The organism is Snodgrassella alvi, assembly GCF_002777855.1.
Lineage (GTDB): Bacteria > Pseudomonadota > Gammaproteobacteria > Burkholderiales > Neisseriaceae > Snodgrassella > Snodgrassella alvi_E.
In genome coordinates this window covers 156,848-182,067 of the sequence record NZ_MEIK01000015.1, presented here as the reverse complement: position 1 = coordinate 182,067, position 25,220 = coordinate 156,848, and the positions used below count along the sequence as shown (strand labels likewise).

Below are 25,220 nucleotides of genomic sequence, written 5' to 3'. Positions count from 1 at the left end.
GAAAACCAAACACACTTTCTCTTTTGCTTATTATTGGTACCACACCTCGGTGCGGTGCCTTTTTGCGTTTATTTAAAAAAACATAAGCAAAAACAAAGTGAACCGCCCGGCCAATCCGAGGCGGTTTTTTTATACCATAAACGCCTCGTACACTAAGGCAATAACAATGAATCAACAACTATTGGAGAATAAAATGCCGGTATTACCGCAGAAACGAATGCAGCACACTGAAGCACCTGTACCACAACTTCAGCGCTGGTATATGATTGTAGATGGCAATCAGCACCGAAGCGACCTGTTACAGCTTCAGCCACAATTTCAAAGCCCGTACATGCTTAGTGAAGCACTGATTCCACAGCTGCGGATGGTAGCCATGTTAATAGCCGCACAGCGGCTCAGTTCTGATCAACCTACACCAGACATTATCAGTGAAGAAGCAGACTGGTTTGCTGCCCGTATCCTGGTAATGGGCGTGCGCATTTTTCACCTGGATATTACCTTAATCCCCATGCTGAAAACGGCTAATAGCCGCGCCCGTATGTTTGCACAAAAGCACAACCTTCCCTTTACTCAGGCACAAATGCGCATGAGTTTGCATGCCGGCCGGCCGCAACAGATGTTGATTATCGAAACAGAAGCACAATGTGAAGAAGATAAAGGACTGCTACAAAACAGCATCGATTTTGCCCGTATGCATTGTCTGAGCGAAAGCAGCATACTGGTTGCCTGCCACCAGATTTAAAACCAGCACTCATTTAATTCTGCGTAGATTGTGACTAACTTTATATCGGGCATACAACGCCACCTGCTGCAAAAACTGCTCCAGTTCTGCAGCAGCAAAACGAGTATGGATAAAATAACAGCCGTCCCCTGTAATTTTGTGCAGAGCCTCTACCGCAGCAAAGCGACTGACCATATTTTCAAATTCCTCAAACCGGCTGCCGTTCATATAAATTGTAATAAACTGTTCTGACTCATAATATTCTGACACCGTGAACCGCTCAATCACTCCTCTATCAAGCAGGCTCTGTACCCTTAGCCCCACTGCCTGACCACTCAGAAATACTTTTTCCCCAACTTCTTTCCATGACATTCGGCTATTGATTTTCAACAAATCCACAATTGCCCGGTCTTTTTTATCCATATTTTCATCCTGAAAATAAATCCTGCCTACTGCTTTCATATACCCGTTCAGTATTGCATGCTAATTACAGATAATAGAAGCCTCACAACAAACACGAAAGCATATATGAAACAAGCACTCCTTATCATCGATGTGCAAAATGATTATTTCCCCCAAGGAAAAATGGCATTGCATCAGCCACAAATGGCATTGGAAAATATACTCAGATTGCGCCAACAGTTTCGCCGGCGGCAGCTACCAATATTCTATATTCAACATATCAATATTCGTAAGAATGCAACTTTTTTCCTGCCGGATAGCCATGGAGTAAAGCTTCATCCACAGCTACTGCCCATCGCCACCCAGACAGAATGGATTATCCGCAAAAATTTCCCCAACAGCTTTGTACAAACCGATCTACTAACGCAGCTACAAAAGCAGGCAGTAGAACAATTGGTTATCTGCGGAATGATGACCCATATGTGCATAGATTCCACTACCCGCCAAGCAGCAGAACTTAATTTTCAACCTATTCTAATTGCCGACGCCTGTGCCACACGTGATCTCGAACTGAATGGCGAGACTATACCGGCAAAAAATGTACAGCATAGCTTTATCGCGGCTTTGAGTTCTTTTGCTGACATCCAGTTCGCCAGCCAGTTCTTAAATCCATCCAATGCCTAAATCATTTCTTTTGCTTTTTATCAGCCATCACAAATAAAAAGAAAGAACTGTCCGTCTGTTTGGCACATAATTTTCAGACAACAAGGCAGTTATCAGCCTTCAACCTATTGTTTTTATATTAAAAATTTCAATATATATTGTGATTATTCTGAAATTTTAAAAACAAAGATACCGGTACTGTAATATACACAAATAGCCGCGGATACCATTAGTTATTCGCAAAAAAGTAGATGTAAAATTTCAAATTAACAAAGATAAAAAAGCATCTGTTTTTCAAATTCAGAAAACAGATGCTTTTCAGTGCCAATCTGCTGATTGGATTTAATTGCTTACATTGGGATATAGCGGCTCGGGTCCTGCGGCTGACCATTCTCACGTAATTCAAAATGCAGTTGGGTCCGCTTAGCATCAGTGCTACCCATTGTGGCAATCTGCTGACCACGTTTCACCTGCTGGCCTTCTTTCACCATAATACTCTGGTTATTGCCATAGGCAGTCAGATAGGTTTGATTATGCTGCACAATAATCAGATTACCATAGCCGCGTAAACCATTACCGGCATACACCACCTTACCTGAAGCGGCAGCCATAATTGGCTGGCCAGCATTGCCACCATAATCGATTCCCTTACTGCTGCCGCCGAAGCTTTGCAGGATATTACCGGCAGTCGGACGCTGCCATTCAATACCGCTTACACTGCGCACACCACCAGTGCTTACGGTTTTACTTGTTGAGACAGTAGTAGAGCTAGATGGCGTAGTCGTCGTGGTCGTACTGGTGGTCGTTGTCACATTCGCTGTGCTTACCGGCGTCGTTACTGTAGTGGTGGTATTTTTGCTTCCGGCCGGTGCAACATACCCAGCCGGTTTCACCCGCAGCACCTGCCCCAGACGAATATTGTTATCAGCCAGATTATTCCAGGCACGCAAATTATCCTGCGTAATCTGATAACGTTTTGAAATATTGTATACCGTGTCACCACGCTGTACCGTATGCGTAGCAGCATTGATATCAACCGGTGAATAATTGCCTACATAACCAGTGGCTGTGGCGCCAGCACTGGGCGTATAAGCCGGAGGCGTGTCTGTCGGTGGTGTATAAGGCGGGGCACCATAAGGATTGTCGGCAGTGGTAGCAGCAGTACCGGCGTTACTGCTGCCCGTTTCTGTCGGTGCTGCCGGTTGTTTGAAAATAGTACAGGCACCTAATGCCAGCACCAGCAAACACCAGCTGGAACGAATTACGTTTTTTTTCAACATAACGGTTTACCTTAAATCATTGCAATGTTCAGGGGGTGCCAGCGCGATAGCGGCGGCAACAGCCAATTCAGACATTATCATAAACAATGCCCAGCATTGTGTAAAATAGCATCAAGGTTAAACTATTTTAACATGTCCTAATAATTATGTATTATTCAGGCTGTTTTTCTCAGCAATTGCCCAGTCATACAGTGCTTTTTTACTCTCACCACTGATTTCCGCAGCCAAAGCGGCGGCTTGCTTGGTAGGCAGTTCCTGCACCAAAATCTGCATCACACGGATTGCCTCAGCAGACAAATCCGCCTGCTTTTCAACTTCGGCCGGATGCAGCACCAATACCATCTCGCCACGTTTCTGATTAGCATCCGTCTGTAAAACCGTCTGGATATGCGCTACCGTACCCGTTATATAAGTTTCATGCGTTTTACTAATTTCACGCGCCAAAAGCATACTACGCAGAGGATACAACACAGCCATCTGTGCCAGCGTTTCCATAATCCGGTGCGGAGTTTCAAACATCACCACCGGACAAACTGCTTTTTGCCACTCCTTTAAACGCTGCTGACGTTCGCCACTTTTGGCCGGCACAAATCCTGCAAAATAAAAATCAGATTCCGTCACTCCAGCCACGCTTAAAGCAGCCATCACCGCGCTAGGACCAGCTACAGGTGATACCGTAAATCCAGCTTCTCGCACCCGCGTAACTAAACGGGCACCGGGGTCACAAATCGCTGGTGTACCGGCATCCGAAACCTGTGCCACAACTTTCCCTGCTGCCAGTGCATCAATCACCCGCTGCGCCATACTTTGCTCATTCTGCTCACGCACACTAATCAGCCTGCCCGAAATACCATAAGCCCGCAGCAACTGCTGAGTTACCCGCGTATCTTCGGCACAAATCAAATCAGCTCGCGACAACACAGCCAGAGCATGAAAGCTTAGATCAGCCAGATTACCAATTGGAGTAGCCACTACATAAAGGGTTTGCGGTACAATGCTAGCAACAGCTTTCTGGTAATGGACTTGCATTTATCAATCCGTAATCTGGTTAAGTGATCATTTAAGTGTCAAGGCAAAATACCGGCAGCACTCAGCCTCAAGTGAATACTATACCACGATGTCACATTGCATTCGTATTCAAGCACCAACCAGAAATACCTGACCACCACTAGAAATACTATTTAGCCCAACAACGGGCACTTTATCCGGCTGCCTTATCTGCCCAAAGCACAAAGCGCAAATTCATATTAATTGACACATAAACTTATATGACAGAACCCATTTCCGCCCATCAACACTTTGTCGATAGCGCCCAGCTACTAAACGAATGCGCTGATTTATTGGCAGAACCCATTGCCGAAGTGGCTCAGGGCATCCTCATGGCTCTGATGAGCGATGGCAAACTGCTGATAGCCGGCAATGGCGCCTATGCTTCTCTGGCCAACACACTGGCCGCTTATATGGTTACCCGCCTGCAACAGGATCGCATGGCATTGGCTGCCTTATCTCTCTGTACCAATCCTTCTGTAATCAGCACGCTAACAGATAGCGAACCCAAAGATGTCTTTGCTAAACAGATTCATGCACTCGGCAAACAGCACGATATGCTATGCATACTCTCAGCCGATGGCCAGAGCCTAAATCTCGTCAGTGCAATCAAAACTGCCCATGAACGCGATATGCGTATACTGGCCATTACCGGCGGCAGTGGTGGCGAAGTAGCCGCCTTGCTACGCGATGATGACCTGTGGCTAAACGTCCCTGGAGACCATCCCCTGCGCGTACTTGAAGCACATCAGGTTACCATTCATGCCCTGTGTGCACAGATTGACCAATTATTGCTTGGTGGTTTATAAACAGCATCAATACAAATTACAGGTGTATCTCATGAAAAAATACTTGTCTGCCCTGGCATTGGGGCTGTGTCTGACTACCACCCTTACCGGTTGTCCGGCTGTTCTGGTAGGCGGAGCTGCCGTTGGCACCCTGTCTGTCACCGATCGGCGCACTACCGGCGCTCAGACCGATGACAAAATAATGGAAGTACGCATTCACGATGGCGCCATTTCCTATCTCAACAGCCAAGCACAGGAAAGCAAATTCCAGCCAACCTTATCCGTTATCAGCTACAATCGGCAAATCCTGCTACTCGGACTAGTAGCCAACGAAAATGACAAAAATCTCGTGGAACGCGTAGCCCGTGCTCAGCCTGCTGCACAGAAAGTTTACAACTACATAGACATCGCCAGTCAGAACCGTAAATTGAGCCATGTGACGGACGACACATGGATTACATCAAAAGTCCGTTCCAACCTGCTCAACACCAAAGGCGTCTCACCAAATCATGTCAAGGTTGTTACCTTTAACGGTGTTACCTACGTCATGGGTATTCTGACACCAGCAGAACAGCAGGCTGTCACCACAGCCATCAGCACCACCTCCGGCGTGCAAAAAGTAGTTACTCTATATCAGACCTTTGAAAACACCCCCACTACCACAGCAGCCAGTTCCTGATAAGCGCCCAGCTGCTGCAATCAAATGCTCACAAACGGCCGGTTGCAGCAACCAGGGTAAAGTATCTGATTAGCGTAAACACAAATTTGCGTATAATAACTGCCTTACACCCGACGATATCCCTTAAAGGATTACCACATCATGAGCACAAAACCCACCGCACCCGAAAACAAAAACAAAAAAAACGCGGTTAAAGCTGGTCTAAGCACCTTTACTAAAGTCCTTCTCAGCCTGTTTCTGATTCTAGCCATTTTTGTTGTCTGGTTTGTATTTCACGCTTGGCAGGTGCTGAATAACGCACCGGATACTGCCGGCTATGCCTCACAGGCTAGTTTTGAAATTCTTACACCCAATGGTGCTCCCGGAAACAACAATACCACGCAATCACCGGTATTCATTCCCAATGCTACCGTCACCACTGCTTCTGACAGTGACAACAATGACAGTGCCTCAGCTCCGCAGACTCCGGCCACACCTATAAAAAATAGCACTAAGCCAAAAGCCAATGCGGACAACGAAGAATTACAGCCACTTGTACCAACCAATACACCTGCTGCTACCAACAGAGACAACAATCCGGAAACCCCAGCCGCACCAGCTCCTGCACCCAAACCCAAATCATCCAACAATAGCGCCAATGGCAAACCATTAGACAACCTGTTCTGAAAATACTCCGGTATAAAAACAATGCCCGTCCTTAAGACGGGCATTGTTTTTTTGTCAGCTTACATTCAAAACATGCAATCCAGCCACCTGCCTAAGCAACTAACGCAAAATATCGGCAAGAGCATACACATGTAATGGCACATTACATTGTCCATTACCATGTTATTTCCGCACACTGAAACCGCACACAACACGCTGCTATAACGGTATAAATCGTAATCCCTTATTTAGCTGCCAGCAAAGTTTAAATACAGCTAAACTTATTTCTGATAGGGATTATCCAATGTAGCCATCAATTCAGCCAGATAAGCACGCAGCTGTTTTTCCTGACAACCCATCAGCAATCCATCTTCAAAGGCTTCCTGTGCCAGCTCATAAATTTCTTGCATATTCTGCTGCATCACCTTAATTTTTTCCGTGCAAGAGACCACATTACCAGCATCATCCACCCATCTGGGCATAGGAGGTAAAGGTTTCATCAATGTTTCACCCTGCGCGCCGTTACAAAAGCTTTAGACCAGTACCCCTGCTCAATACTGGTAATTTCGATATTCTTACCCGTACGAGGCGCGTGAATCATTCTACCGTTACCAATATACATACCCACGTGCGAAATCCCACCACCGCCAGGGCTGAAAAAAACCAGATCACCCGGTTGCAGTGCGGAACGGCTTACCACCTCACCCACCGTAGCCATCTGGCGCGAGCTACGCGGCAGCGTCACCCCCATACTGCGGCGGAAAATATATTGCATAAATCCACTGCAATCCAGCCCACTGGTGGGTGAATTACCACCAAAGTGATAGGCCACCCCAAGCAACCCCATCGCATTCATAATCAGGTCACTGGCATCATCACCCGTACGTACGGCTGGTGCTGCTGTTCTGTCACGAATAAGACGCTCCAGTGCAGCATTATCCAGTCCCTCGTCAGGCGCCGCCATCACCGGCGGCACCAGAATGAAACCGGCGCATAGGCATACCGTTGCCATTTTCATTAATTTTTTTATCCACTTCATGCCAACATTATTCCATCTGTTCATCAAACAATTCTGCTATCCTGTAAGCAGACTTTGTTCGGGACATAATCATATGTTTTCACCCAGCTCATCCCGCATTAGCGACTGGACTCGTATGCGTGAAATTCTTACCATTTTGGCCAAACACGGTCTGGGTGAATTTCTTGTTCGTATCAAACTGCCGATACGCCGGTACAAACATACCGACCCATCGGCTCAGCAGGGCTATCTCAGTACACCGCGGCGCGTGCGCCTTGCCTTTGAAGAGCTGGGGCCCACATTTATCAAACTCGGACAAATACTCGCCACCCGTACAGATGTTTTCGGAGAAGAATGGACGGAGGAATTTGCTCAACTCCAAAACAATACCCATCCTCTTCCCATCACAGAAATCAAAAACATCATTCAGGCTCAGCTCAATCAGCCACTAGAAAACATCTTCAGCCACATAGCAGCTCAGCCCATCGGCAGCGCATCCATCGCACAGGTTCACCGTGCCACACTCAGCAGCGGCGAGCAGGTCGCCATTAAAGTGAAACGACCGGGAATAGAATCCACCGTAGCAGCCGATCTGCGTATACTTAACCACATAGCTCAGCTACTGGAATCAGAAATACCCGAGTCCAGACGCTACTATCCGGTACAAATGGTGCAATACTTTACCCGCTCACTTGAAAAAGAAACAGATCTCACTGCTGAACGTCGCAATATGCAACATTTTGCCCGTCTTTACAACCACCAACAGCAAATCCATATACCGCAAACTTATGCGGCGTATTCTAACCGTCAAATACTGGTACAAGAATATATTGACGATACTTTACTTAAAAATCTTGCTCTCAGTAGCTGGAGTGGAGAACAGCGACGCAAGCTTGCTGCCGCACTGGTTGATATTCTACTCGACATGATATTACAGCACGGCCTGTTTCATGCAGACCCCCACCCCGGTAACATCTTAGTACGAAACGATGGCCGTATCACCCTAATAGACTTTGGCCTTATCGGCCGCCTAAGCCAGCAGCGCCATCAGGAAATCATCTCCCTTATTCAAGCCCTGCTGGAACGCGACCAGTTTGCTTTACAATATATTCTCTCCAACTGGGCACAGGGCGAACCTCTTAACGAAAATCAGCTCGGCAGCGACGTATTCGAAATGCTGCTCAACTATGAACAGCTCAGCAGCGGCGAAATCAGCATTAGCCAGATTATCAATGATATCACCTACATCATCCGCGAACACGGCCTCACATTGCCGGCCGACCTGGTCATTTTATTTAAATGCTTAATTACGCTTGATGGCGTCATCAAACAGATAGACGGCGAGTTCGAACTTCTCAGCCATGCCCAGAACTCCATTCACAACGTATTACGCCAGCGTTTCAACACCCGCACATTCTGGCGTCACAGCAAAATGCAGCTGCATCTACTCTCACAACTCATAAACAGCCTGCCTCAAAACCTGTTGCAACTAAATAAGCGCATTCAGCATGGCCAACTTCCCGTCAGTATCAACATTCAGCATATCGACAAATTCAACAACCAGCTAGACAAAGTAGCCAACCGGCTAACCATGGGTATCGTTACCGCGGCGCTGATTATCGGTTCTTCCATCGTCATGAACATCAATGCCGGTCCAAAAATCTTCGGTTTGTCTTTTTTCGGCCTAATTGGCTATCTGCTCGCATTCAGTAACAGCCTGTGGGTCATCTGGTCTATCTGGCGCTCAGGCCGGCACTGACACCCATCTCACCCAAAGCTACCCTTGTTAAACCCCACCCACTTCCATTAAAATATATATTTCTAGAAGCAAAGCATCATCAATCTGCATATAGTGTTATTAACAACAGAATAACCACGTGGTTCGCAATCCATCCCACGCAAAAAAACTAGGAGCTTCAATTCACATGTCTCAGCTGAATCCAGCCATATTTTCTGCTCATTACGGTATTAATCTTTCAAACAGCCGCTGAAGCAGAAGCAATATGTACAAAATCGCCAAAGAATTCCGATTCGATGCCTGTCATATGCTAGATGGACATAAAGGCAAATGTCACAACCTCCATGGACACACCTACCGGCTGATAGTCGAAATCAGTGACGAGCTCCGGCCACACGGCTCCAGCAAAGAAATGGTGATGGACTTTGCCGACATTAAAACCATCATCAACCAAAGCATCATCAGCCAGCTAGATCACGCCTACCTGTATGACGCCAGCAATAGCAACGAATGCAAAATTGCCGCCCTGCTACAACAGATGCAGCGCAAAGTATTCGCCTTTCCCTGCCGAACCACTGCCGAAGGCATGAGCCGCTTCATCTTTAATCAGCTCTGCGACAAACTACCCGTATCTAAAATCACCCTGTGGGAAACGCCCACATCCTATTGCGAATATCAGCAAAGCTAGACATGACACAATTCAACATTGTAGAAATTTTCGAATCACTACAAGGCGAAGGCTACAACACTGGCATGCCCGCCATTTTCATCCGTCTGGCCGCATGCAACCTCAGATGCCCATGGTGCGATACAGACTACATGCATTATCAAAGCATGTCTCTACAACAAATCCTCAACACCGTCCAACAGTATCAGAGCAAAAACATTATCATCACCGGCGGAGAACCCACTATCAACAAAAAACTACCCCTGCTCTTACAGCAGCTCAAACAATTAGGCTATTACCTTGCCATAGAAAGCAACGGACTGGGAAAGATAGATTCTCAAATAGACTACATTTCACTAAGTCCTAAATTTCACTACCGCCAGCACTATCCGTTTCCAGCTCAAAATCAGGCTGATGAAGTTCGCATCGTCGTAGAAGACCATCCCGAATTTCTAGCATTCTGCCTGAAAATCGAACAACACATACAGGCCAGACATTACTTCCTCTCACCCTGCGAACAGAACGGTCGCTTCAACATGCTCACCACTTTGCAAGCATTAGGCCAGCTCAACCAACATCGTCACGACAATAAATGGCTGCTCAGCTTGCAAACACACAAACTGGCCGATATAGCCTAAATCTTCAACGCATTTTTTATCAAATATCCCAAAAACCATTGAAATTCAGCAAATCAACACAATATCATAAGCAAGATAATTTACTTCAAAATTAAAAAATTCAACTTTACTACTTACAATGCAACCACATTGTGCATATATGCCAACAATTGTTACAATATAATCAACCTGAGAAATTATTTACCCACAAAATCACGGAGAATTACACACATGCAACCACGCAACAGCTATGATTTCACTCAGCTTGGACAAGCTAGTGAAAACCCACAAACCGTAGTGCTGCGCAAAGCCTATGCTCTACTTGGCCTCTCATTCCTGCCTTGCGCAGCTGGTGCTTACGCTGGAACATATGTCAATTTCTATGCATTGTTTAGCAATTCTTGGCTATCTGTCGTCGCCTTTTTCATCTTTGCCTACGGCCTCATGTTCGCCATAGAAAAAAACCGTTACAACAACTTAGGTATTGGTTTACTGATGGTATTCACCTTCGGCTTCGGATTTTTCCTTAGCCCCATCTTACAATTTGCTCTAGCCTCCAGAATCGGCGGACAAATTGTTGGCATGGCTGCACTGATGACCGCAGGGGTATTTTTCACTATGGCCGCCATCGCACACCGTTCTAAATCAAGCATGAATGGCATTGCCCAGTTTCTGACTGTAGGTGCAGTTGTCCTTATCATCGGCATGATTGTCAATATGTTTATGAACATACCTGCACTTGGATTAACCATAGCAGCTGGTTTTGTTATCTTCAGCTCACTAGTTATTATGTGGCAAATCCGTGCCGTCATTGCCGGCGGTGAAGATAGCCCCACCAGTGCAGCCCTAACATTGTTTATTTCCATTTACAACATTTTTACCAGCCTAATCCAAATTTTGTTGGCCGTAATGGACAATCGCTGATATCCCCTACATAGCATGAAAAAACTGCCTGAATCCCATATCGATTCAGGCAGTTTTGTTTTACCCAGCAAAGCAAAGTTTAAACCTCTCAGAACACACCATTTAACCTAGCATTTTCTTATAATAGACTTTTAAGCACAGAACCACCATGAACCAAACCATACATTGGACAGAACACGGTCAGAGCATGCAAGCCATGTGGGGCGGTGACAGCCGCCATCCGGCACCCACCCAAATTCAGACAATCAGCCAAATCAGTGCAGAACAAGCTTTGCAGCAGATGCGCCAGAATATCGCTCTGCTTTGGCGGGGTGATTACCACCAAGGCAAACAGCTACTGGCAGCAATCAAAAAACGTGTACATAGCAAAGCACGCACGCACAACGATTTTCACAAACACCGCCTGCAACAGGCACAACACAGCCGCCTGTTTCAGCAGCTACTTATAGAAATTCAACCAGACGGACAAATATCCAATAATCGTGCACCCAACGTTGCAGGCGCGATCACCGATGTATATGGCAGCCCCAACCACACCAACTTGCTTCTCCCCCTTCATTTGCTACTCGGCTACATTGGCGCACATGAATGGCATAAAACAGGTGTCCGCATACCCGCACTTAACGGGCAGAAAATCCATGTTCCCTATGGCGTATTTTCACCTGTACGTGGTGAATATCTGCAACTAGTAGCCGAAGCCCAACTGCCCGAACCCTGCCACAGCGCATGGGATATTGGCACTGGCAGTGGCGTACTGGCTGCCATACTGGCACAGCGCGGTATAGCTCATATAACTGCCACCGATAACAACCCACGCGCCATTGCATGCGCACAAGCCAACATTCAACGCCTCGGATTAACTGGACAGATTCAAATCCAACACACCAGCCTATTTCCAGATGGCCGCGTCGACCTCATTATTTGCAACCCGCCATGGCTACCGGCCAAACCTAGCAGCGATATCGAAACCTCCCTCTACGACCCAGCACACCAAATGCTGCAATCCTTTCTCAGTCAGGCACTCAACCACTTGAATTCGAATGGACAGGTATGGCTGATCATGTCCGATATTGCCGAACATCTGGGTTTACGATCGTCGGAAGCTTTACCGCAGTGGATACAATCAGCCGGCTTAAAAGTGATACACAAAACCGATATTCAACCAACACATCCAAAAGCTCACCAGCACCATCACCCACTAGCCAATGCACGCAACCGCGAAATTACTTCCCTATGGCAGCTATCAGCACAATAACTCCGTAACAAAAACGAGAAACAAATTTAACCAAATAGCATAAAGATTAGTGTTTTTAATTTCTCGTTTTTAATCTATTTTTATAACCCGCTTTATTTATACCAATCCCTTAGCAAAAACCCAATTGCACATTAAATCAGAATAAAACCTATTCCGATAACTCAGCAATTGGGTAGCTGCTACTTTTTTAGTCAACAACAAAAAAGTTACTAATCCATTATTCCAATCGAGATTACTCTGAGTGAAATTGCAATTCTTCTCTGCAAATCAGCTAGATTCATATTATATTACAGCTAATGTCTTAAATCGTTTTGGATGATCCACCTACACTACTATGCATTATTTAATCGTTATCGGTCTGCTGACTGCTTCCAATCTAGTGATGACTACCGCATGGTACTGGCACATTAAGCCAAGCAATAACTTTTTTCCGCTGTGGCAAATTATTCTAATCAGTTGGGGTATTGCACTGTTTGAATATTGTCTAGCAGTGCCCGCAAATCATCTTGGCGCACAATGGGGTATTAAACCTTTTCAGCTAAAGATTATCCAAGAGGTTGTTACACTAGTAGTATTTACACTGTTTGCAATACTGTATCTAAAAGATGAATTCCGCCTAAATTACCTGATCAGCTTTGCATTCATTCTTGGCGCAGTTTATTTTGCTTTTAAACGCTAATTCAATAAAAAAGGACGCACCAGCGTCCTTTTTTTAAATTCGCCTATCAGGCCTTCGGCAAAGTCACGCCGGTTTGTCCCATATATTTGCCGGCACGGTCTTTATAAGAAGTAGCGCACTCTTCGTCACTTTCAAAAAACAACACCTGCGCTACACCTTCGTTGGCATAAATTTTAGCTGGCAGCGGCGTGGTATTGGAAAACTCCAGAGTGACATAGCCTTCCCACTCTGGTTCAAACGGCGTAACGTTGACGATGATGCCACAACGCGCATAAGTGGATTTACCCAGACACACAGTGAGCACATTGCGCGGAATACGGAAGTATTCCACTGTACGAGCCAGCGCAAATGAATTGGGCGGAATAATGCAGAAATCATCCTCAACGGTAACAAAATTGCGCGTATCAAAATTTTTCGGGTCAACAATGGTGCTATTAATGTTGGTAAAAATCTTGAATTCACGGGCACAGCGGATATCGTAGCCATAGCTTGAAGTGCCATAGGATATGATTTTTTCACCGTTTACCTGTTTAATCTGGTTCGGTTCAAATGGTTCAATCATGCCATGCTCTTCGCTCATGCGGCAGATCCACTTGTCTGATTTAATACTCATGACGATACCCTTGATAAATTTAGCGCATTATACCGAAGCCTTTGCTGCTGTTGCAGGCCTATTGCGGCAATTTACGCCTGCATATACATTTAATCGGCCATCCAGCCACCAAGATGATGAACCAGCTCAGCCAGCAGATCGCCCAAAGCTTCAGCCATCAGAATTTGTGAAGCAAAAGTTATGCTCTGTATATCATCACCCTGACCGGCTGCTTCTTCTTGAATCACGTCCAGAAACTGGATGCGCTTCAGAGTAAAATCCTGTGTGAGCACAAAGCGCACTCTATCCTGCCAGCTTAGCCCCAGCTGAGTAACGACTTTACCGTTTTTCACCAGATTAACCACTTCTTCTGCAGTCAAATCCTGATGGCTGATGCGCACCACCGGTGCAGCATCACCCAGACCTTTCAGTTCACAATCACTGTCGAGCTCAAAATGGCCGGCTGCAGCACCATTTAGCAGCCACTCTGTCATCAGGCTGCCCGGCGATTGCTGGGTTCGCGGTAGCCTAGCTTCCAAACCGCCCAATGCATCACGCAATTTGGTAAGCAGCATTTCTGCGCGATTGGTGTTGGCCTGATTAATCAGCAGCAGACCACGCTGCGTATCAATTAACGCTTCTGTTTTGCTGCTTTTGGTAAAGGCACGCGGCAGTAAATCATCCGTGATGGTATCTTTTAGTTCCATCTTTTCCTTGCGGCCAACATTTCGCCCTTCTGCTTCCCGGATTTCGCTGATTTTTTCTTCCAAAATATCGCGTACCACTGCAGCCGGTAATACTTTTTCTTCTTTTTTTAAAGCTATACGCAAAGTGTTCTGTGCCGGAAACACCATTTCCGGGCTAAATGATACTGGGCAGGCAAATCCGATGCTATCCCAGTCCAGCCCCATACACGGCTTGAATTCAGCTTCAGCGAGTTTGTCGGCCAAAGTTTCCAGAGCCGGTAGATTCTCTTTATTAAGCGGATAAATAGTTAATTGCTTAAACCACATGCGTTATGTCTTTCACATTCAACTGAGAAAGAGGAGATTATACGGCAGCTTGCACCACAGCGTCCTGAAGCTGGACGCTGATAAGGTAATTAATTTTTAAGGTGAGAACCAGAGCAAAGCGATGCAAATATCAGTCAATAATGTTCGAATATTATTCTGAAGCGCTTCATTTATAAATTTACATTTTTCATGTTTAATTAAAGTTTTGTGTAGATGCAACACTTACGCCCTAAACCCCTTAAATAACTAGATTTTAGACATTAACGACGAAACAATCATCCACCACTATTTCCTTTCACTCATTACATTCATTCAGCAAGCAAAAACCGTCCTGAAACAACTTGCACCAGCCCAGCAGGATGAAGCGTGGATACTGGCCGAGCAGGTACCGGAAAGAAAACTGGAAAAATATGATGCGTACCTGCCGGATAATCTCTTATTAATGACCTATGCCAATCAGGCCGTTGATACCACTGCAACGCACCAATGGCTACAGCAACTTATCCCCACCCAGCCCGAAACCGACCAAACCTAAACATTTATTACCAACTCAACCGAATCATTTACTCTTTCGACCGGCACTCTGCAAATAAATCAAGCTGTGCCTGATATTCATTGGTGTGGACATCCATCAACCCTAGTACCGAGTGAAAAATATTATCGTGTGAGTAGGCCTGCTGCTGAGCATGCCGGCGCAGACAGTCCATATTCAAATGGCTGGCGCGGGCAAAATCCTGATTAGCCCAAAACACCATCGGCACGTGGGTCTGTTCTGCCGGCGCGATTGCGTATGGTGTGGCATGCAGATACATTCCATTTTCGCCCAAAGATTCACCGTGGTCAGAAAAATACCACATGGCACTGGCCAGTCCCTTTTCCTGCTGCAACAGCTTAATCAATTCAGCCAGCACATGATCCGTATACAGCACAGTATTATCATAAGTATTGCGTAATTCCTCATTACTGCACTGCTGAATCTGATTGGTATCGCAGGTAGGCGTAAACCGCCGAAACGTATCTGGATAACGCTGATAATAAGCTGGTCCGTGGCTACCCATGGTATGCAGTACGAGCACGGCATCATCCGGTAAATCAGCAATCGCAGCCTGTAAATTAAGCAACAGGCTCTCATCCAAACACCCATCACTGTTGCATTCCAGATTCGGTGCCCAATCTCGTACATCTACATGGCGTACGCGCTCACACACCCCTTTACAACCGCCATCATTATCACGCCACAGCACATCCACACCCGCACGCTGCAAAACATCCAATAAACCTTCCTGATGTTTAGCCAAATTGGCTTTATAGTGCTGACGTGGCATATTGGAAAACAGGCATGGTAAAGATATCGCCGTTGCCGTACCACAAGAAGTGACTTGCGGAAAATTAATTACTTGCTCTCCCATCGCCGCCAGCTCCGGCGTAGTCTGGCGCAGATAACCATTCAGCCCCCAGCTTTGTGCACGCGTGGTTTCTCCCATCACCACCACAAGCAACCGCTTCGGCACCTGCTGCTGATGACGTGCATCCAGCCCAATTTTTTGTAACGGCTGGTGCGCATCATAAGCGTTATAAGCAGTTTTCAGTGCGGCACCCACAATATTTGTTGGCACAATCAGATGATTTACAGCCTTATTATTACGAAAAAAAGAAATATAGCTACCATATGCCAGAAAAATAATCGCCGCCACCATAGCCAGAGAACCACCGATCACCAACAAACGCCCACCTAGCTCACGATACCAAGGACGAGCAAAGCCAATCTTTATCCCCCAGCAATACCATTGTGCCGGTAACAAACCTGTTATCCCCAGCCACATCCAAAACTGTGGGGTCAACCAAGCCCCAGCCTCCCCCACATTAGTCTGAATAATATTTTGCAGCATATTCGCATCAAAATAAATATTCTGCATCATTACCGCATAGCTTACCGCCGAACCTAGTAGCAGCAACAAAGGCACCATCACCCGATGCAAATAAGGCCAGAATAGCAACTGCATACAGAAATTCATCGCCGCCAGCAGAAAAAAGGGTATAGTTAACCATAATATGATGTTGTGATTAAAACTAACATGCTGCACCAGATATTTCCAGAAGCCGAAATTCAAAACTACAGAAATATAAACACTCAGCAATAACACCGTCCGATTACTGCTCAAAACCCATTTAGACTGCATTTGCTAGCCCCTGTTAACAAAACAGAGGCAAGTGTAAAAAAACAGCCTTAAGTGAAGCTTAAGGTAAACCTCACCCACACCCCATAGCAATGTGATACGGTAACAGCATATAAACAAAAAAAATCAACCAGTACATATCAGGAGCCACAAATGAATCAATCCTGGCATGAAGAAAAACATTTTTCCAACCGTAATAACTGGCTGCGAGCCAGCGTACTCGGTGCCAATGATGGCCTCATTTCTACAGCCAGCCTGTTGATGGGTCTGGCCGCTGCTGAACCAAACCACCAAACCCTGCTTATTACCGGTATTGCTGCCCTTGTATCCGGTGCTGTATCCATGGCCGCCGGGGAATATGTTTCCGTATCCAGCCAGCGCGATACTGAAGCTGCCGATTTACGCAAAGAACTCGACTCCCTCACCCGCTATCCCGAAATAGAGCTGGCAGAACTTACTGATATATACAGGCAGCGCGGCTTAAATCAGACACTGGCACAGCAAGTAGCAGAAGCATTAACCAAACACAACGCCCTCGAAGCCCACGCCCGCGAAGAAATCGGCATCACCGAAGTTAGTAAAGCCAACCCTTTGCAAGCAGCGATGGCTTCTGCCTTTTCTTTTGCTTGCGGCGCCTTACTCCCCGTATTACTATCACTACTAAGCTCAACCGTTTGGCTAATGAGCACACTGGCTGTCACCACCGTACTCGGTCTCGGCATCCTCGGTTGCATCTCAGCCCATCTAGGTGGGGCACCCAAACGACCGGCCGTCATCCGCATCATCATCCTCGGTGCTCTGGCACTCGCTTTTACCAGCTTGATCGGTAGAATAATCGGCATAACAATATAAAAAGCATGCGCATACTGATACTCGAAGACGACAGCGATATTGCAGATGGCCTGCATGCAGGCCTGCACCAGCATGGCATGGCCTGTGACATCTTTGCTTCCGGACGTCTGGGAGAACAAGCGCTGAGCGCTGCTCCCTACGACGCCGTTATTCTCGATTTAAATCTAGCCGAAACAGACGGTATGGACGTACTCAGACACTGGCGCAAACAGGAAATAAATACCCCCGTACTCATTCTTACTGCACGGGATGCCTTGCCAGACCGGCTAGCTGGCCTCAATGCCGGAGCAGATGATTACCTATGCAAACCCTTTGCCTTAGATGAGGTCATTGCCCGCCTACACGCCTTAATACGTCGCAGTCAGGGCATCAGCCAGACCCAAATCAGCTTTGGCCAGCTTATCCTTAGCCTCAACAGCTGTAGCGCCAGCCTATATGGACAGCCACTAAATCTCACCCAACGCGAATGGTTGCTTCTGCAATTACTCGTTACTCACCCCCAGCGCGTATTTACACGTGCTCAGATCGAAGACAAACTTTATAGCTGGGAGCAAGAAGTAGAGAGCAACGCAGTAGAAGTCCACGTACATCATTTACGCAAAAAAATCGGTGCCAGCATCATCCGCACCCGCCGCGGTCTTGGCTATCAGCTCGGAGAGGCACCATGAAGCCCTCCACCGCCATCAGCCGGCGATTGATTATCTATCTTGGTCTCACCCTGCCCATTTTGTGGCTAGTCACTGCCTTTATTAGCGCAGCAGCAGTCATGCACGAAATAGACGAAGCCGGCGATACTCAAATGAGCCAGCTCGCACAGCGGCTGATGCATACCCCCATCAACCTTGATACCACTCATTACCCAACTCTGCCGGAAATACCACACAAACAACGTGGGCTCATCGACAGCAAAGAATCCGGCTATGCCATTTGGTACAAAGGACAGCTTATCAACGCAGACCAGACTGGCCACAGCATCCCATACCGCAACAACTACCAAGGCTTCATCAATCAAGGGCACTGGTGGCAAAGCCACGCATGGCGCCTCTTTTACCTGAATAACCCTCAGCAGCAACTTCAAGTAGCCGTATCCTTCAGCATGCATGAACGCCTGCAAACCGTCTTACGCGCCGTATGGTCACAATTAGCCGTGTCTATTCTTGCCATCCCCTTGCTGCTATGGCTCATTGTATGGGGCGTCCGTCGAGGCACCAAACCTCTGCAAAAATTAACCCAGACCCTGTACCAGCGAGATCCGCATAGCGTCACGCCCATTACCAGCGCCGTTCCCAGCGAAATACAACCCATGATTAACGCGCTGAACGACTTACTCCAGCGTATTGAACAAACCCGAGCCCGTGAGCTGCGTTTTACTGCCGATGCCGCACACGAACTGCGCAGCCCGCTGGCCGCTCTCAAAGTACAAACAGAAGTATTGGCCTTAACCCCACTTAGCGATACTCAACAGCAGCGCGTACGTACCATCGAACACAGCATCGACCGCACCACTCATCTCGTCGACCAGCTCCTCACTCTTTCCCGCCTCGACCCACTCACAGCCCCGCTTTATACCACCGCAGTAAACTGGACAGAAATCACCAACGAAGCCATTGAAAGCGTCAGCCTTCAAGCACGCGAACGCCATTGTCGCATCCAGCGCCAGTATCAGGCCGAAACAGCAGACATACTCCCCCTGACCGGCGACCCGACCCTCCTGACCATACTTATCCGCAACCTACTGGATAATGCCATCCGCTACAGCCCAGAACACAGCACCATCAACCTCACTCTAGCAGCCGACAGTATCACCATCACAAACCCCTGCAACGCCATCGCCCCCGAAAACATGCAACGCCTGCGCGAACGGTTTTTCCGGCCGGCCGGACAGGAAAGCAGCGGCAGCGGGCTAGGGTTATCGATTGTAGATGGTGTAGCGCAACTGCATGGGCTGGCGTTAGAACTGAAGCATCTGAAAAAAAATCAAACTTTTCCAGCTAAATTTCAAGTAGTTCTTATATATCTATAAAAATCATAGAATTATATTATTAAATATAATTATTAAATATAATTATTTATTATAATGAATAGGTAGTTTCAAATAAACAACAAGAAAAAACTTTATTGAACATATATTAATCAATTTTAGTAATTTCGTTTACAATAGCACAATTTTGATTTTATATTATTCGAAGTCAACTACTTAAAATATTTTTGGATACAAATTTTAAATTAAAAACTTAATAAAGGGAAAAAATGGCTGTTTATTCATCGGAAGGTCATGATTTATTGAAAGAAATTGAACTCGAATTCAATTATATTAGAAATTACCTTAATAATAAACTTCCTAATATACTCGGGATTGACGATAAAAATCGAAATCTTTGCGATTATCCAGATTTAGAATCACTTCCTGCGCTGAATATTAATGACCTAGTTGATTTAATTGATAGATTAATAAGTAAAATTAAATCCATAAAAAAACATAATATATTCGAATTAAATATAAACGAGTATCAAGTTAAAAATATTCAAAAAAAATTATATTTTTTACATAAATATTTATTATCTGGTTTAAATAATAAACCAAATAGTCAAAAGTTTAACACTTTTCTTATGACCATTTTTTGGATTGAAAATGCCTTATCTTTTTCAATTACATCTAATTTTGAAACTAGATTATCTTATGTAAATTCAAAAATAGAAAGATCAACAGAATCATTTAAATCAATTATTAATACTAAGGATTATAAAGAATTTAAAAATTCGATTTCATCATATGAGAAAAAAATTGAAGATTTAAAAACTAAACTTACTAATGTTGAAGAAGATTCAAAAACTAATATAATTCGTTCAATAGGTGCTCTTCAAAATGAATTAGAAAATATTAATGATGAAGCTCAAAAATATTTAGATACACTACAGCAAAAAGAAAATGAGGCCAACAAACTTCTTAAAGAATGTGAGGATTCCAAAAATAAATCAATTGAATATTACAGAATAATCACAGCCAATGGCCTTGCCGGTTCTTTCCAAGAACGTGCTAAGTTTTTAAATTATACAAGCTATGGTTGGATTTTAGGTTTAATACTTTCTCTATTTTCTTTATGGTGGATAGGGGGTAAACAAGTACACGAACTTAAAGATTTATTTGTCAAATCAAATATTTCATCAATAGCAATATTACTTCAAACTTTAACCGCAATACTAAGTATATCAGCACCATTATGGTTTGCTTGGCTATCTACCACCCAAATTAATAAATTATTCAAACTTGCAGAAGATTATGGTTTTAAATCTTCTGTTAGCCAAAGCTATGAAGGTTATAAAAAAGAAATTTCAGATATTTCTCCACAGCTTCAGCAAGATTTAATAAAATCATTATTAAAAATAATTAACGATGAACCTTTACGATTAGTAAAACATGAAGCTACAGCAAATACACCTGTTGAACATTTTATAAAAAGTTGTAACGAAATTATCCCAATAATTAAAAATTTAAAAAACAAAAATAAATCAAAGGAAACGAAGGAATGAAAATATATCCTAAAATAAAATGTAAATTTATTTTTTGCTTGTAGCTAATAATTCAAATACAGGTATTAAAAACGCACCCCAAGGTGCGTTTTTATTCAACTAAACTTTAATTCTGCTTCAATGCCAGCACATTGCCCTTAATCTCGGCAATACACTGCCCCAAACCACCAACCAGCGCACTGAGATAGCCACTGAACTAAAGCATTTTCTTAGCATCCACCAACGCCATACAACCTAAAGTATTGCATTCGGCCAACAGCTTACTCTGCGTATACGCTATTTCATTCAGAACATGTGCTTCTTCACTACAACAACCGAGCGGAAAATTAATTACCTCATGGCTGATATTTTTTTCTGTTCAGAGCTAAATGAATTACTGCAAATAATGGTCACAGCCGCAGTAATTTGCAGCAAAAAACACTACCCTCATGAAAATCAGAGTCAATAGTATTTATATTTCTCCCTCAGACCAACCAAAACATACAGTTTTGCAGATAAACAAATCCTACAGTTCTTGCTTTACCCGATAGGTAGGCTGATTTTCCTCTATTTCAATTTTTTTCAGCTTGTCACAACTGGGCGTACCGGCAAAATCTTTAAAAGGTGACTCCTGCTCATTTTTGCAATTCTCTTTAAGCCTTATTTTATCAAACTGCGAAGGTTTATAAGCAAAAACATTGCTTAAAGAGCAAGATAACAATATAGCCAGAACAATAGAGGCAAAACCGTTTTTCATTAACATTAATCCTTTGTCACCAGATAATATTTAACCTGTTAATTGAATTTGTGTTTTGCTGTGATTCAAATAACAGACAAAATCATTACCTTTGCTTTTTAATTTGTTTAAGTCCCTTATATAACGATATAAATGAAACCTGAATCCATTACCTTAATATGATATTACCATCAATAATTAAGTAATTTCCATTACCAACAGATAAATTGGATATAAATTAATTTTCTTGTTTCAAAGTGAAATTTTTATTTTGCCCTTTTAAATTATTTAATTTATAAATATAATTTAATACCGGTAAATTAAGTCTGTATTGATTAGATTTAGAAATAAAGAATATTTTTATTCAAATTAATTTTGACATTGCTTATAAAATACTATTTTTATTCATATCCAATTTTGAATAAAAGCAGAGATAAATTTAAAGTAAATTGAATAAAGTTTAATACATTTTTATTTAATAAATATACTGGTATGTTGATATTTTAGCAAAAATCAACTTACTCACACAATTTGACACATCTATGCCTACTTAGGGATAATTCGCACGCTTATTATGCACGCGCCTATCGTCTAGTGGCCGAGGACACTGCCCTTTCACGGCGGCAACCGGGGTTCGAATCCCTGTAGGCGTGCCAAATTGCGAAGCTAAATTAATTGCTCAGATTATAAATCTGATTATTCAATTTTTTTAAGTATTGGTCAAATTTTTATCAGTCCAAATCTATTTATTTTTAATTACTGCATTCCTTAACTATTTTCTCTATGTTGTTGACTAGGATTATATCTTGGTCAGAGGCAGTCTAATTAAGCTACCGTAACAAAAAAAACAGCGTTTTAACACGCTGTTTTTTTTTGTTACTTCTCTAATTTCTATTTTCTAATAATGCGTCTTATCAAGAAAATGATAGCGCAAGCAAAGAATATTAGTCCCAAGAGCTCACTCATTTTATCCCAGTTATGCAAATTCAGAGCCAGCGGCGCTTCTCCTTCACCTAACGCAATGGAAACCACAATTACCATGGCCATGACCACGCCAACAATACTTTCACCAACAATCAAGCCAGCTGCCAGTAAAGTTCCACGGCGGTCAGTGGCTTTTAGCTCACGCTGCTGTGTTTTAGGGTCGCTGTATCGATTTCTAATGTGACGCATACAGAAGTATGAAAGTACGGTGCCAATAAAAATGGGCATATTTACAGAAGCAGGCAGGTAAATGCCCATACCTACTGCCAATGGAGGCACACTCCAGCCCGGGCGCAGTTTTTTGACTACTAAATCCAGAAGGATAAGAAATATACCTAGGAAGACACCTATTTTAATATAGGTCCATTCCAGATTATGGGAGAAAATACCTTTGGCTATAGTAGTCATCAGCGTAGCCTGCGGCGCAGACAATGCCTGTGCTGCATCCATATTTGCTCTTGGCAACGCGCCAGTAAAGCCATAAGCGTTATATAGCAATTCCAGTACTGGCGAAATAACAATGGCACCAACAATACAGCCGATAATCAATGCAACCTGTTGACGCCATGGAGTGGCATGCACGAGATGGCCGGTTTTTAAATCCTGCAAATTGTCATTAGAAATAGTAGAAATAGCCATGACTACAGATGCCGTAAACAGCGCCAGTGCGGTCATAAACTGGTTGCCACCTGCCATAGCAAAGATGCCACTTGACTGGCCAATTACCATGAATACTAAAGATATAATAACAATTGAAACGATTCCGATACTGGATATTGGGCTTGAAGAAGAACCAATCAGGCCGGCCATGTAGCCACTGGCCGCAGCCACAAGAAAACCAATAATAAATGCCATAATAGTGGCACAAGCTACCAGCGCACAGGCAAGTCCAACGGATATATGCACAGAGGAAATAAAACTATAAAAGGTGGCTGCCAGAATAATCAATGTAGCAAGCACAATAAGTAGCATGGTTTTGGGAGATAAATCCTGATTCACCCGTTCCTGTGTCTGTGCGCTATCTGAGCTGGAACTAAAAGCCTGAAAAGATAGCTTCATGCCCTCAAGCATTGGTTTGAACAGGGTGATTAAAGTCCAGATTGCTGCCACGGCGATTGCCCCAGCGCCAATATAACGAACTTTGGTAACCCACAAATTGATGGCAAAATCAATCATGCTTGCATGTTCAGGCATGGGTGTGGTGCTGGTAAAATACGGTACTGCTATGCCCCATGAGAAAAACATACCCAATAAGACGGCTATACCACCCGTAATTCCTACCAGCCAGCCGGCACCCAGTAGAGCAAGTGAGAATCCCATGGGTACCTGAAAAACTGCGCCCCCTACTTTAAACCAAGCGCTAGCGCTTTCGCTAATGATGCGCAATCCACTGACCAAAAAGCTGAATATACCTGAGAGTATACCGCCGGTAACAATTTGTTTTACTCCACTTTGTGGTTCCTGAGCATCAGCATCGTTCTGCGGCTGATTGTGATCTCCGGCTTTGAGTATTTCGGCAGCAGCCAAGCCTTCAGGATAAGGTAAATCACTTTTAACAACCAGTACATGGCGCAGGGGTACGGTAAAAATAACACCCAAAATACCACCAGCCACACATATTAAAGTGGTCTGCCAGAAGGGAAAGCCTTGCCAGTAGCCAATCATCAGCAGGCCGGGTAAGACGAAAATTATTGAAGACAATGTTCCGGCGGCTGAAGCCTGTGTTTGTACCATATTGTTTTCAAGAATATTTGAGCCTTGAAAGCATTTGAGTACAGCCATGGATATCACGGCTGCTGGTATGGATGATGCAAATGTCAGGCCGACTTTTAGCCCCAGATATACATTAGATGCTGTAAAGATAACAGTGATGAGTGCACCTAAGATCATGCCGCGAATGGTTAATTCCCGGTATTGATCGACCGCCGATGAGGTGGTTGAGGGGTGTTGCATGTAATAACTCCATAAAGATGCGGACTGGAATAATAGCAATAATTCTGAAATTTCTGGATATTAATTTATTCTTTTACCGCCGACATTTTGGACAAAAAGCTGCATTGTACAAACTGGTCTGTGTTTTTTCATTAGATTTTAAGAATCTAATGTAAATAATATTTATTTTATTTTTTATTAGGTTAATTGGGTTTAAATCAGCTGGTGATATTTCACTATTTACTGAATTCGTTTCTTTTCCAGCTGTTTGTTGTCAAGCCTGATACTGATGTCTATACTG

At 44.2% G+C, this 25,220-nt stretch carries 25 protein-coding genes, 1 tRNA gene and 1 riboswitch; of the genes, 16 read left to right on the top strand and 10 right to left on the bottom strand.

Annotated elements, in window-relative coordinates; all coding sequences use genetic code 11:
• Positions 1-166 precede the first annotated feature (166 nt).
• Positions 167-742, top strand: coding sequence for a hypothetical protein (locus tag BHC43_RS01585; protein ID WP_257377956.1), 576 nt, complete (start codon positions 167-169; stop codon positions 740-742).
• Between the two features lie 9 nt (positions 743-751).
• On the opposite strand, the gene BHC43_RS01580 is transcribed toward BHC43_RS01585, so the two are convergent.
• On the bottom strand, positions 752-1,144 hold the full coding sequence (locus tag BHC43_RS01580) for an Lrp/AsnC family transcriptional regulator (protein WP_180295864.1): 393 nt from the start codon (positions 1,142-1,144) through the stop codon (positions 752-754).
• Between the two features lie 105 nt (positions 1,145-1,249).
• Here BHC43_RS01580 and BHC43_RS01575 point away from each other — a divergent pair, with 105 nt between their 5' ends.
• On the top strand, positions 1,250-1,807 hold the full coding sequence (locus tag BHC43_RS01575) for a cysteine hydrolase family protein (protein WP_100156303.1): 558 nt from the start codon (positions 1,250-1,252) through the stop codon (positions 1,805-1,807).
• 329 nt (positions 1,808-2,136) lie between these two features.
• Here the strand turns inward: BHC43_RS01575 and BHC43_RS01570 are convergent, their stop codons facing one another.
• Complete coding sequence (locus BHC43_RS01570) at positions 2,137-3,066, bottom strand: peptidoglycan DD-metalloendopeptidase family protein (RefSeq protein ID WP_100156302.1); 930 nt, start codon at positions 3,064-3,066, stop codon at positions 2,137-2,139.
• Positions 3,067-3,210: 144 nt separating this feature from the next.
• Complete coding sequence (rsmI, locus tag BHC43_RS01565; protein WP_100156301.1) at positions 3,211-4,095, bottom strand: 16S rRNA (cytidine(1402)-2'-O)-methyltransferase; 885 nt, start codon at positions 4,093-4,095, stop codon at positions 3,211-3,213.
• A 239-nt stretch (positions 4,096-4,334) separates the two neighbouring features.
• On the opposite strand from rsmI, the gene BHC43_RS01560 reads away from it, so the two are divergent.
• The 3 genes from BHC43_RS01560 (at position 4,335) to BHC43_RS01550 (ending at position 6,246) form a co-directional block, all read left to right on the top strand.
• Positions 4,335-4,922 (top strand): D-sedoheptulose-7-phosphate isomerase, encoded by a 588-nt coding sequence (locus BHC43_RS01560; protein ID WP_100156300.1) that lies wholly within the window; start codon positions 4,335-4,337, stop codon positions 4,920-4,922.
• Between the two features lie 31 nt (positions 4,923-4,953).
• On the top strand, positions 4,954-5,580 hold the full coding sequence (locus BHC43_RS01555) for a BON domain-containing protein (RefSeq protein ID WP_100139767.1): 627 nt from the start codon (positions 4,954-4,956) through the stop codon (positions 5,578-5,580).
• 141 nt (positions 5,581-5,721) lie between these two features.
• On the top strand, positions 5,722-6,246 hold the full coding sequence (locus BHC43_RS01550) for a hypothetical protein (RefSeq protein WP_100156299.1): 525 nt from the start codon (positions 5,722-5,724) through the stop codon (positions 6,244-6,246).
• 260 nt (positions 6,247-6,506) lie between these two features.
• Here BHC43_RS01550 and BHC43_RS01545 read toward each other — a convergent pair whose 3' ends face one another.
• The gene (locus BHC43_RS01545) at positions 6,507-6,725 is read right to left on the bottom strand and encodes a hypothetical protein (RefSeq protein ID WP_100139765.1); all 219 of its coding nucleotides are present in this window, start codon (positions 6,723-6,725) and stop codon (positions 6,507-6,509) included.
• On the bottom strand, positions 6,725-7,288 hold the full coding sequence (locus tag BHC43_RS01540; RefSeq protein WP_257377955.1) for a C40 family peptidase: 564 nt from the start codon (positions 7,286-7,288) through the stop codon (positions 6,725-6,727). The genes BHC43_RS01545 and BHC43_RS01540 overlap by 1 nt, the downstream gene beginning before the upstream one ends.
• Before the next feature lie 49 nt (positions 7,289-7,337).
• On the opposite strand from BHC43_RS01540, the gene BHC43_RS01535 reads away from it, so the two are divergent.
• The 6 genes from BHC43_RS01535 (at position 7,338) to BHC43_RS01510 (ending at position 13,123) form a co-directional block, all read left to right on the top strand.
• Positions 7,338-9,002, top strand: a complete 1,665-nt coding sequence (locus tag BHC43_RS01535; RefSeq protein WP_100156298.1) for an ABC1 kinase family protein — start codon at positions 7,338-7,340, stop codon at positions 9,000-9,002.
• 112 nt (positions 9,003-9,114) lie between these two features.
• Positions 9,115-9,160: riboswitch (PreQ1 riboswitch) on the top strand.
• Positions 9,161-9,246: 86 nt separating this feature from the next.
• A complete protein-coding gene (gene queD, locus BHC43_RS01530; protein ID WP_100156297.1) occupies positions 9,247-9,669 on the top strand; it encodes a 6-carboxytetrahydropterin synthase QueD in 423 nt (140 codons plus the stop codon).
• Positions 9,670-9,671: 2 nt separating this feature from the next.
• Positions 9,672-10,286, top strand: coding sequence for a 7-carboxy-7-deazaguanine synthase QueE (locus BHC43_RS01525; RefSeq protein ID WP_100156296.1), 615 nt, complete (start codon positions 9,672-9,674; stop codon positions 10,284-10,286).
• 210 nt (positions 10,287-10,496) lie between these two features.
• Positions 10,497-11,189: a Bax inhibitor-1 family protein gene (locus tag BHC43_RS01520; RefSeq protein WP_100139761.1), complete on the top strand. Its 693-nt coding sequence runs from the start codon at positions 10,497-10,499 to the stop codon at positions 11,187-11,189.
• Positions 11,190-11,337: 148 nt separating this feature from the next.
• Positions 11,338-12,444 (top strand): methyltransferase, encoded by a 1,107-nt coding sequence (locus BHC43_RS01515; RefSeq protein ID WP_100156295.1) that lies wholly within the window; start codon positions 11,338-11,340, stop codon positions 12,442-12,444.
• 334 nt (positions 12,445-12,778) lie between these two features.
• Positions 12,779-13,123 (top strand): DMT family protein, encoded by a 345-nt coding sequence (locus BHC43_RS01510; protein ID WP_100156294.1) that lies wholly within the window; start codon positions 12,779-12,781, stop codon positions 13,121-13,123.
• 46 nt (positions 13,124-13,169) lie between these two features.
• On the opposite strand, the gene dcd is transcribed toward BHC43_RS01510, so the two are convergent.
• From dcd to BHC43_RS01495, 3 genes are all read right to left on the bottom strand, one after another.
• Positions 13,170-13,736 carry a dCTP deaminase gene (gene dcd / locus BHC43_RS01505; RefSeq protein WP_100139758.1) on the bottom strand — a complete coding sequence of 189 codons (567 nt, stop codon included), beginning with the start codon at positions 13,734-13,736 and terminating at the stop codon, positions 13,170-13,172.
• Positions 13,737-13,825: 89 nt separating this feature from the next.
• Entirely contained in the window at positions 13,826-14,728 is a 903-nt protein-coding gene (locus tag BHC43_RS01500; RefSeq protein WP_100156293.1) for a recombination-associated protein RdgC, read from the bottom strand.
• A gap of 563 nt (positions 14,729-15,291) precedes the next feature.
• Positions 15,292-16,908, bottom strand: a complete 1,617-nt coding sequence (locus BHC43_RS01495; protein WP_100156292.1) for a phosphoethanolamine transferase — start codon at positions 16,906-16,908, stop codon at positions 15,292-15,294.
• Positions 16,909-17,058: 150 nt separating this feature from the next.
• On the opposite strand from BHC43_RS01495, the gene BHC43_RS01490 reads away from it, so the two are divergent.
• The 4 genes from BHC43_RS01490 to BHC43_RS01475 all read left to right on the top strand — a co-directional run bounded on the left by BHC43_RS01490 (position 17,059) and on the right by BHC43_RS01475 (position 21,288).
• Positions 17,059-17,757 (top strand): VIT1/CCC1 transporter family protein, encoded by a 699-nt coding sequence (locus BHC43_RS01490; protein WP_100139752.1) that lies wholly within the window; start codon positions 17,059-17,061, stop codon positions 17,755-17,757.
• A gap of 5 nt (positions 17,758-17,762) precedes the next feature.
• A complete protein-coding gene (locus BHC43_RS01485) occupies positions 17,763-18,425 on the top strand; it encodes a response regulator (RefSeq protein WP_100156291.1) in 663 nt (220 codons plus the stop codon).
• On the top strand, positions 18,422-19,780 hold the full coding sequence (locus BHC43_RS01480; protein WP_100156290.1) for a histidine kinase dimerization/phospho-acceptor domain-containing protein: 1,359 nt from the start codon (positions 18,422-18,424) through the stop codon (positions 19,778-19,780). Before BHC43_RS01485 ends, BHC43_RS01480 begins: the two co-directional genes overlap by 4 nt.
• Before the next feature lie 227 nt (positions 19,781-20,007).
• Positions 20,008-21,288 (top strand): hypothetical protein, encoded by a 1,281-nt coding sequence (locus BHC43_RS01475; protein WP_100156289.1) that lies wholly within the window; start codon positions 20,008-20,010, stop codon positions 21,286-21,288.
• Positions 21,289-21,793: 505 nt separating this feature from the next.
• Here the strand turns inward: BHC43_RS01475 and BHC43_RS01470 are convergent.
• The gene (locus BHC43_RS01470) at positions 21,794-22,024 is read right to left on the bottom strand and encodes a hypothetical protein (protein WP_100156288.1); all 231 of its coding nucleotides are present in this window, start codon (positions 22,022-22,024) and stop codon (positions 21,794-21,796) included.
• Between the two features lie 559 nt (positions 22,025-22,583).
• On the opposite strand from BHC43_RS01470, the gene BHC43_RS01465 reads away from it, so the two are divergent.
• Positions 22,584-22,659, top strand: a tRNA-Glu gene (locus tag BHC43_RS01465).
• A gap of 235 nt (positions 22,660-22,894) precedes the next feature.
• Here the strand turns inward: BHC43_RS01465 and BHC43_RS01460 are convergent.
• Entirely contained in the window at positions 22,895-24,940 is a 2,046-nt protein-coding gene (locus BHC43_RS01460; protein ID WP_100156287.1) for an OPT family oligopeptide transporter, read from the bottom strand.
• Positions 24,941-25,220: the final 280 nt, after the last annotated feature.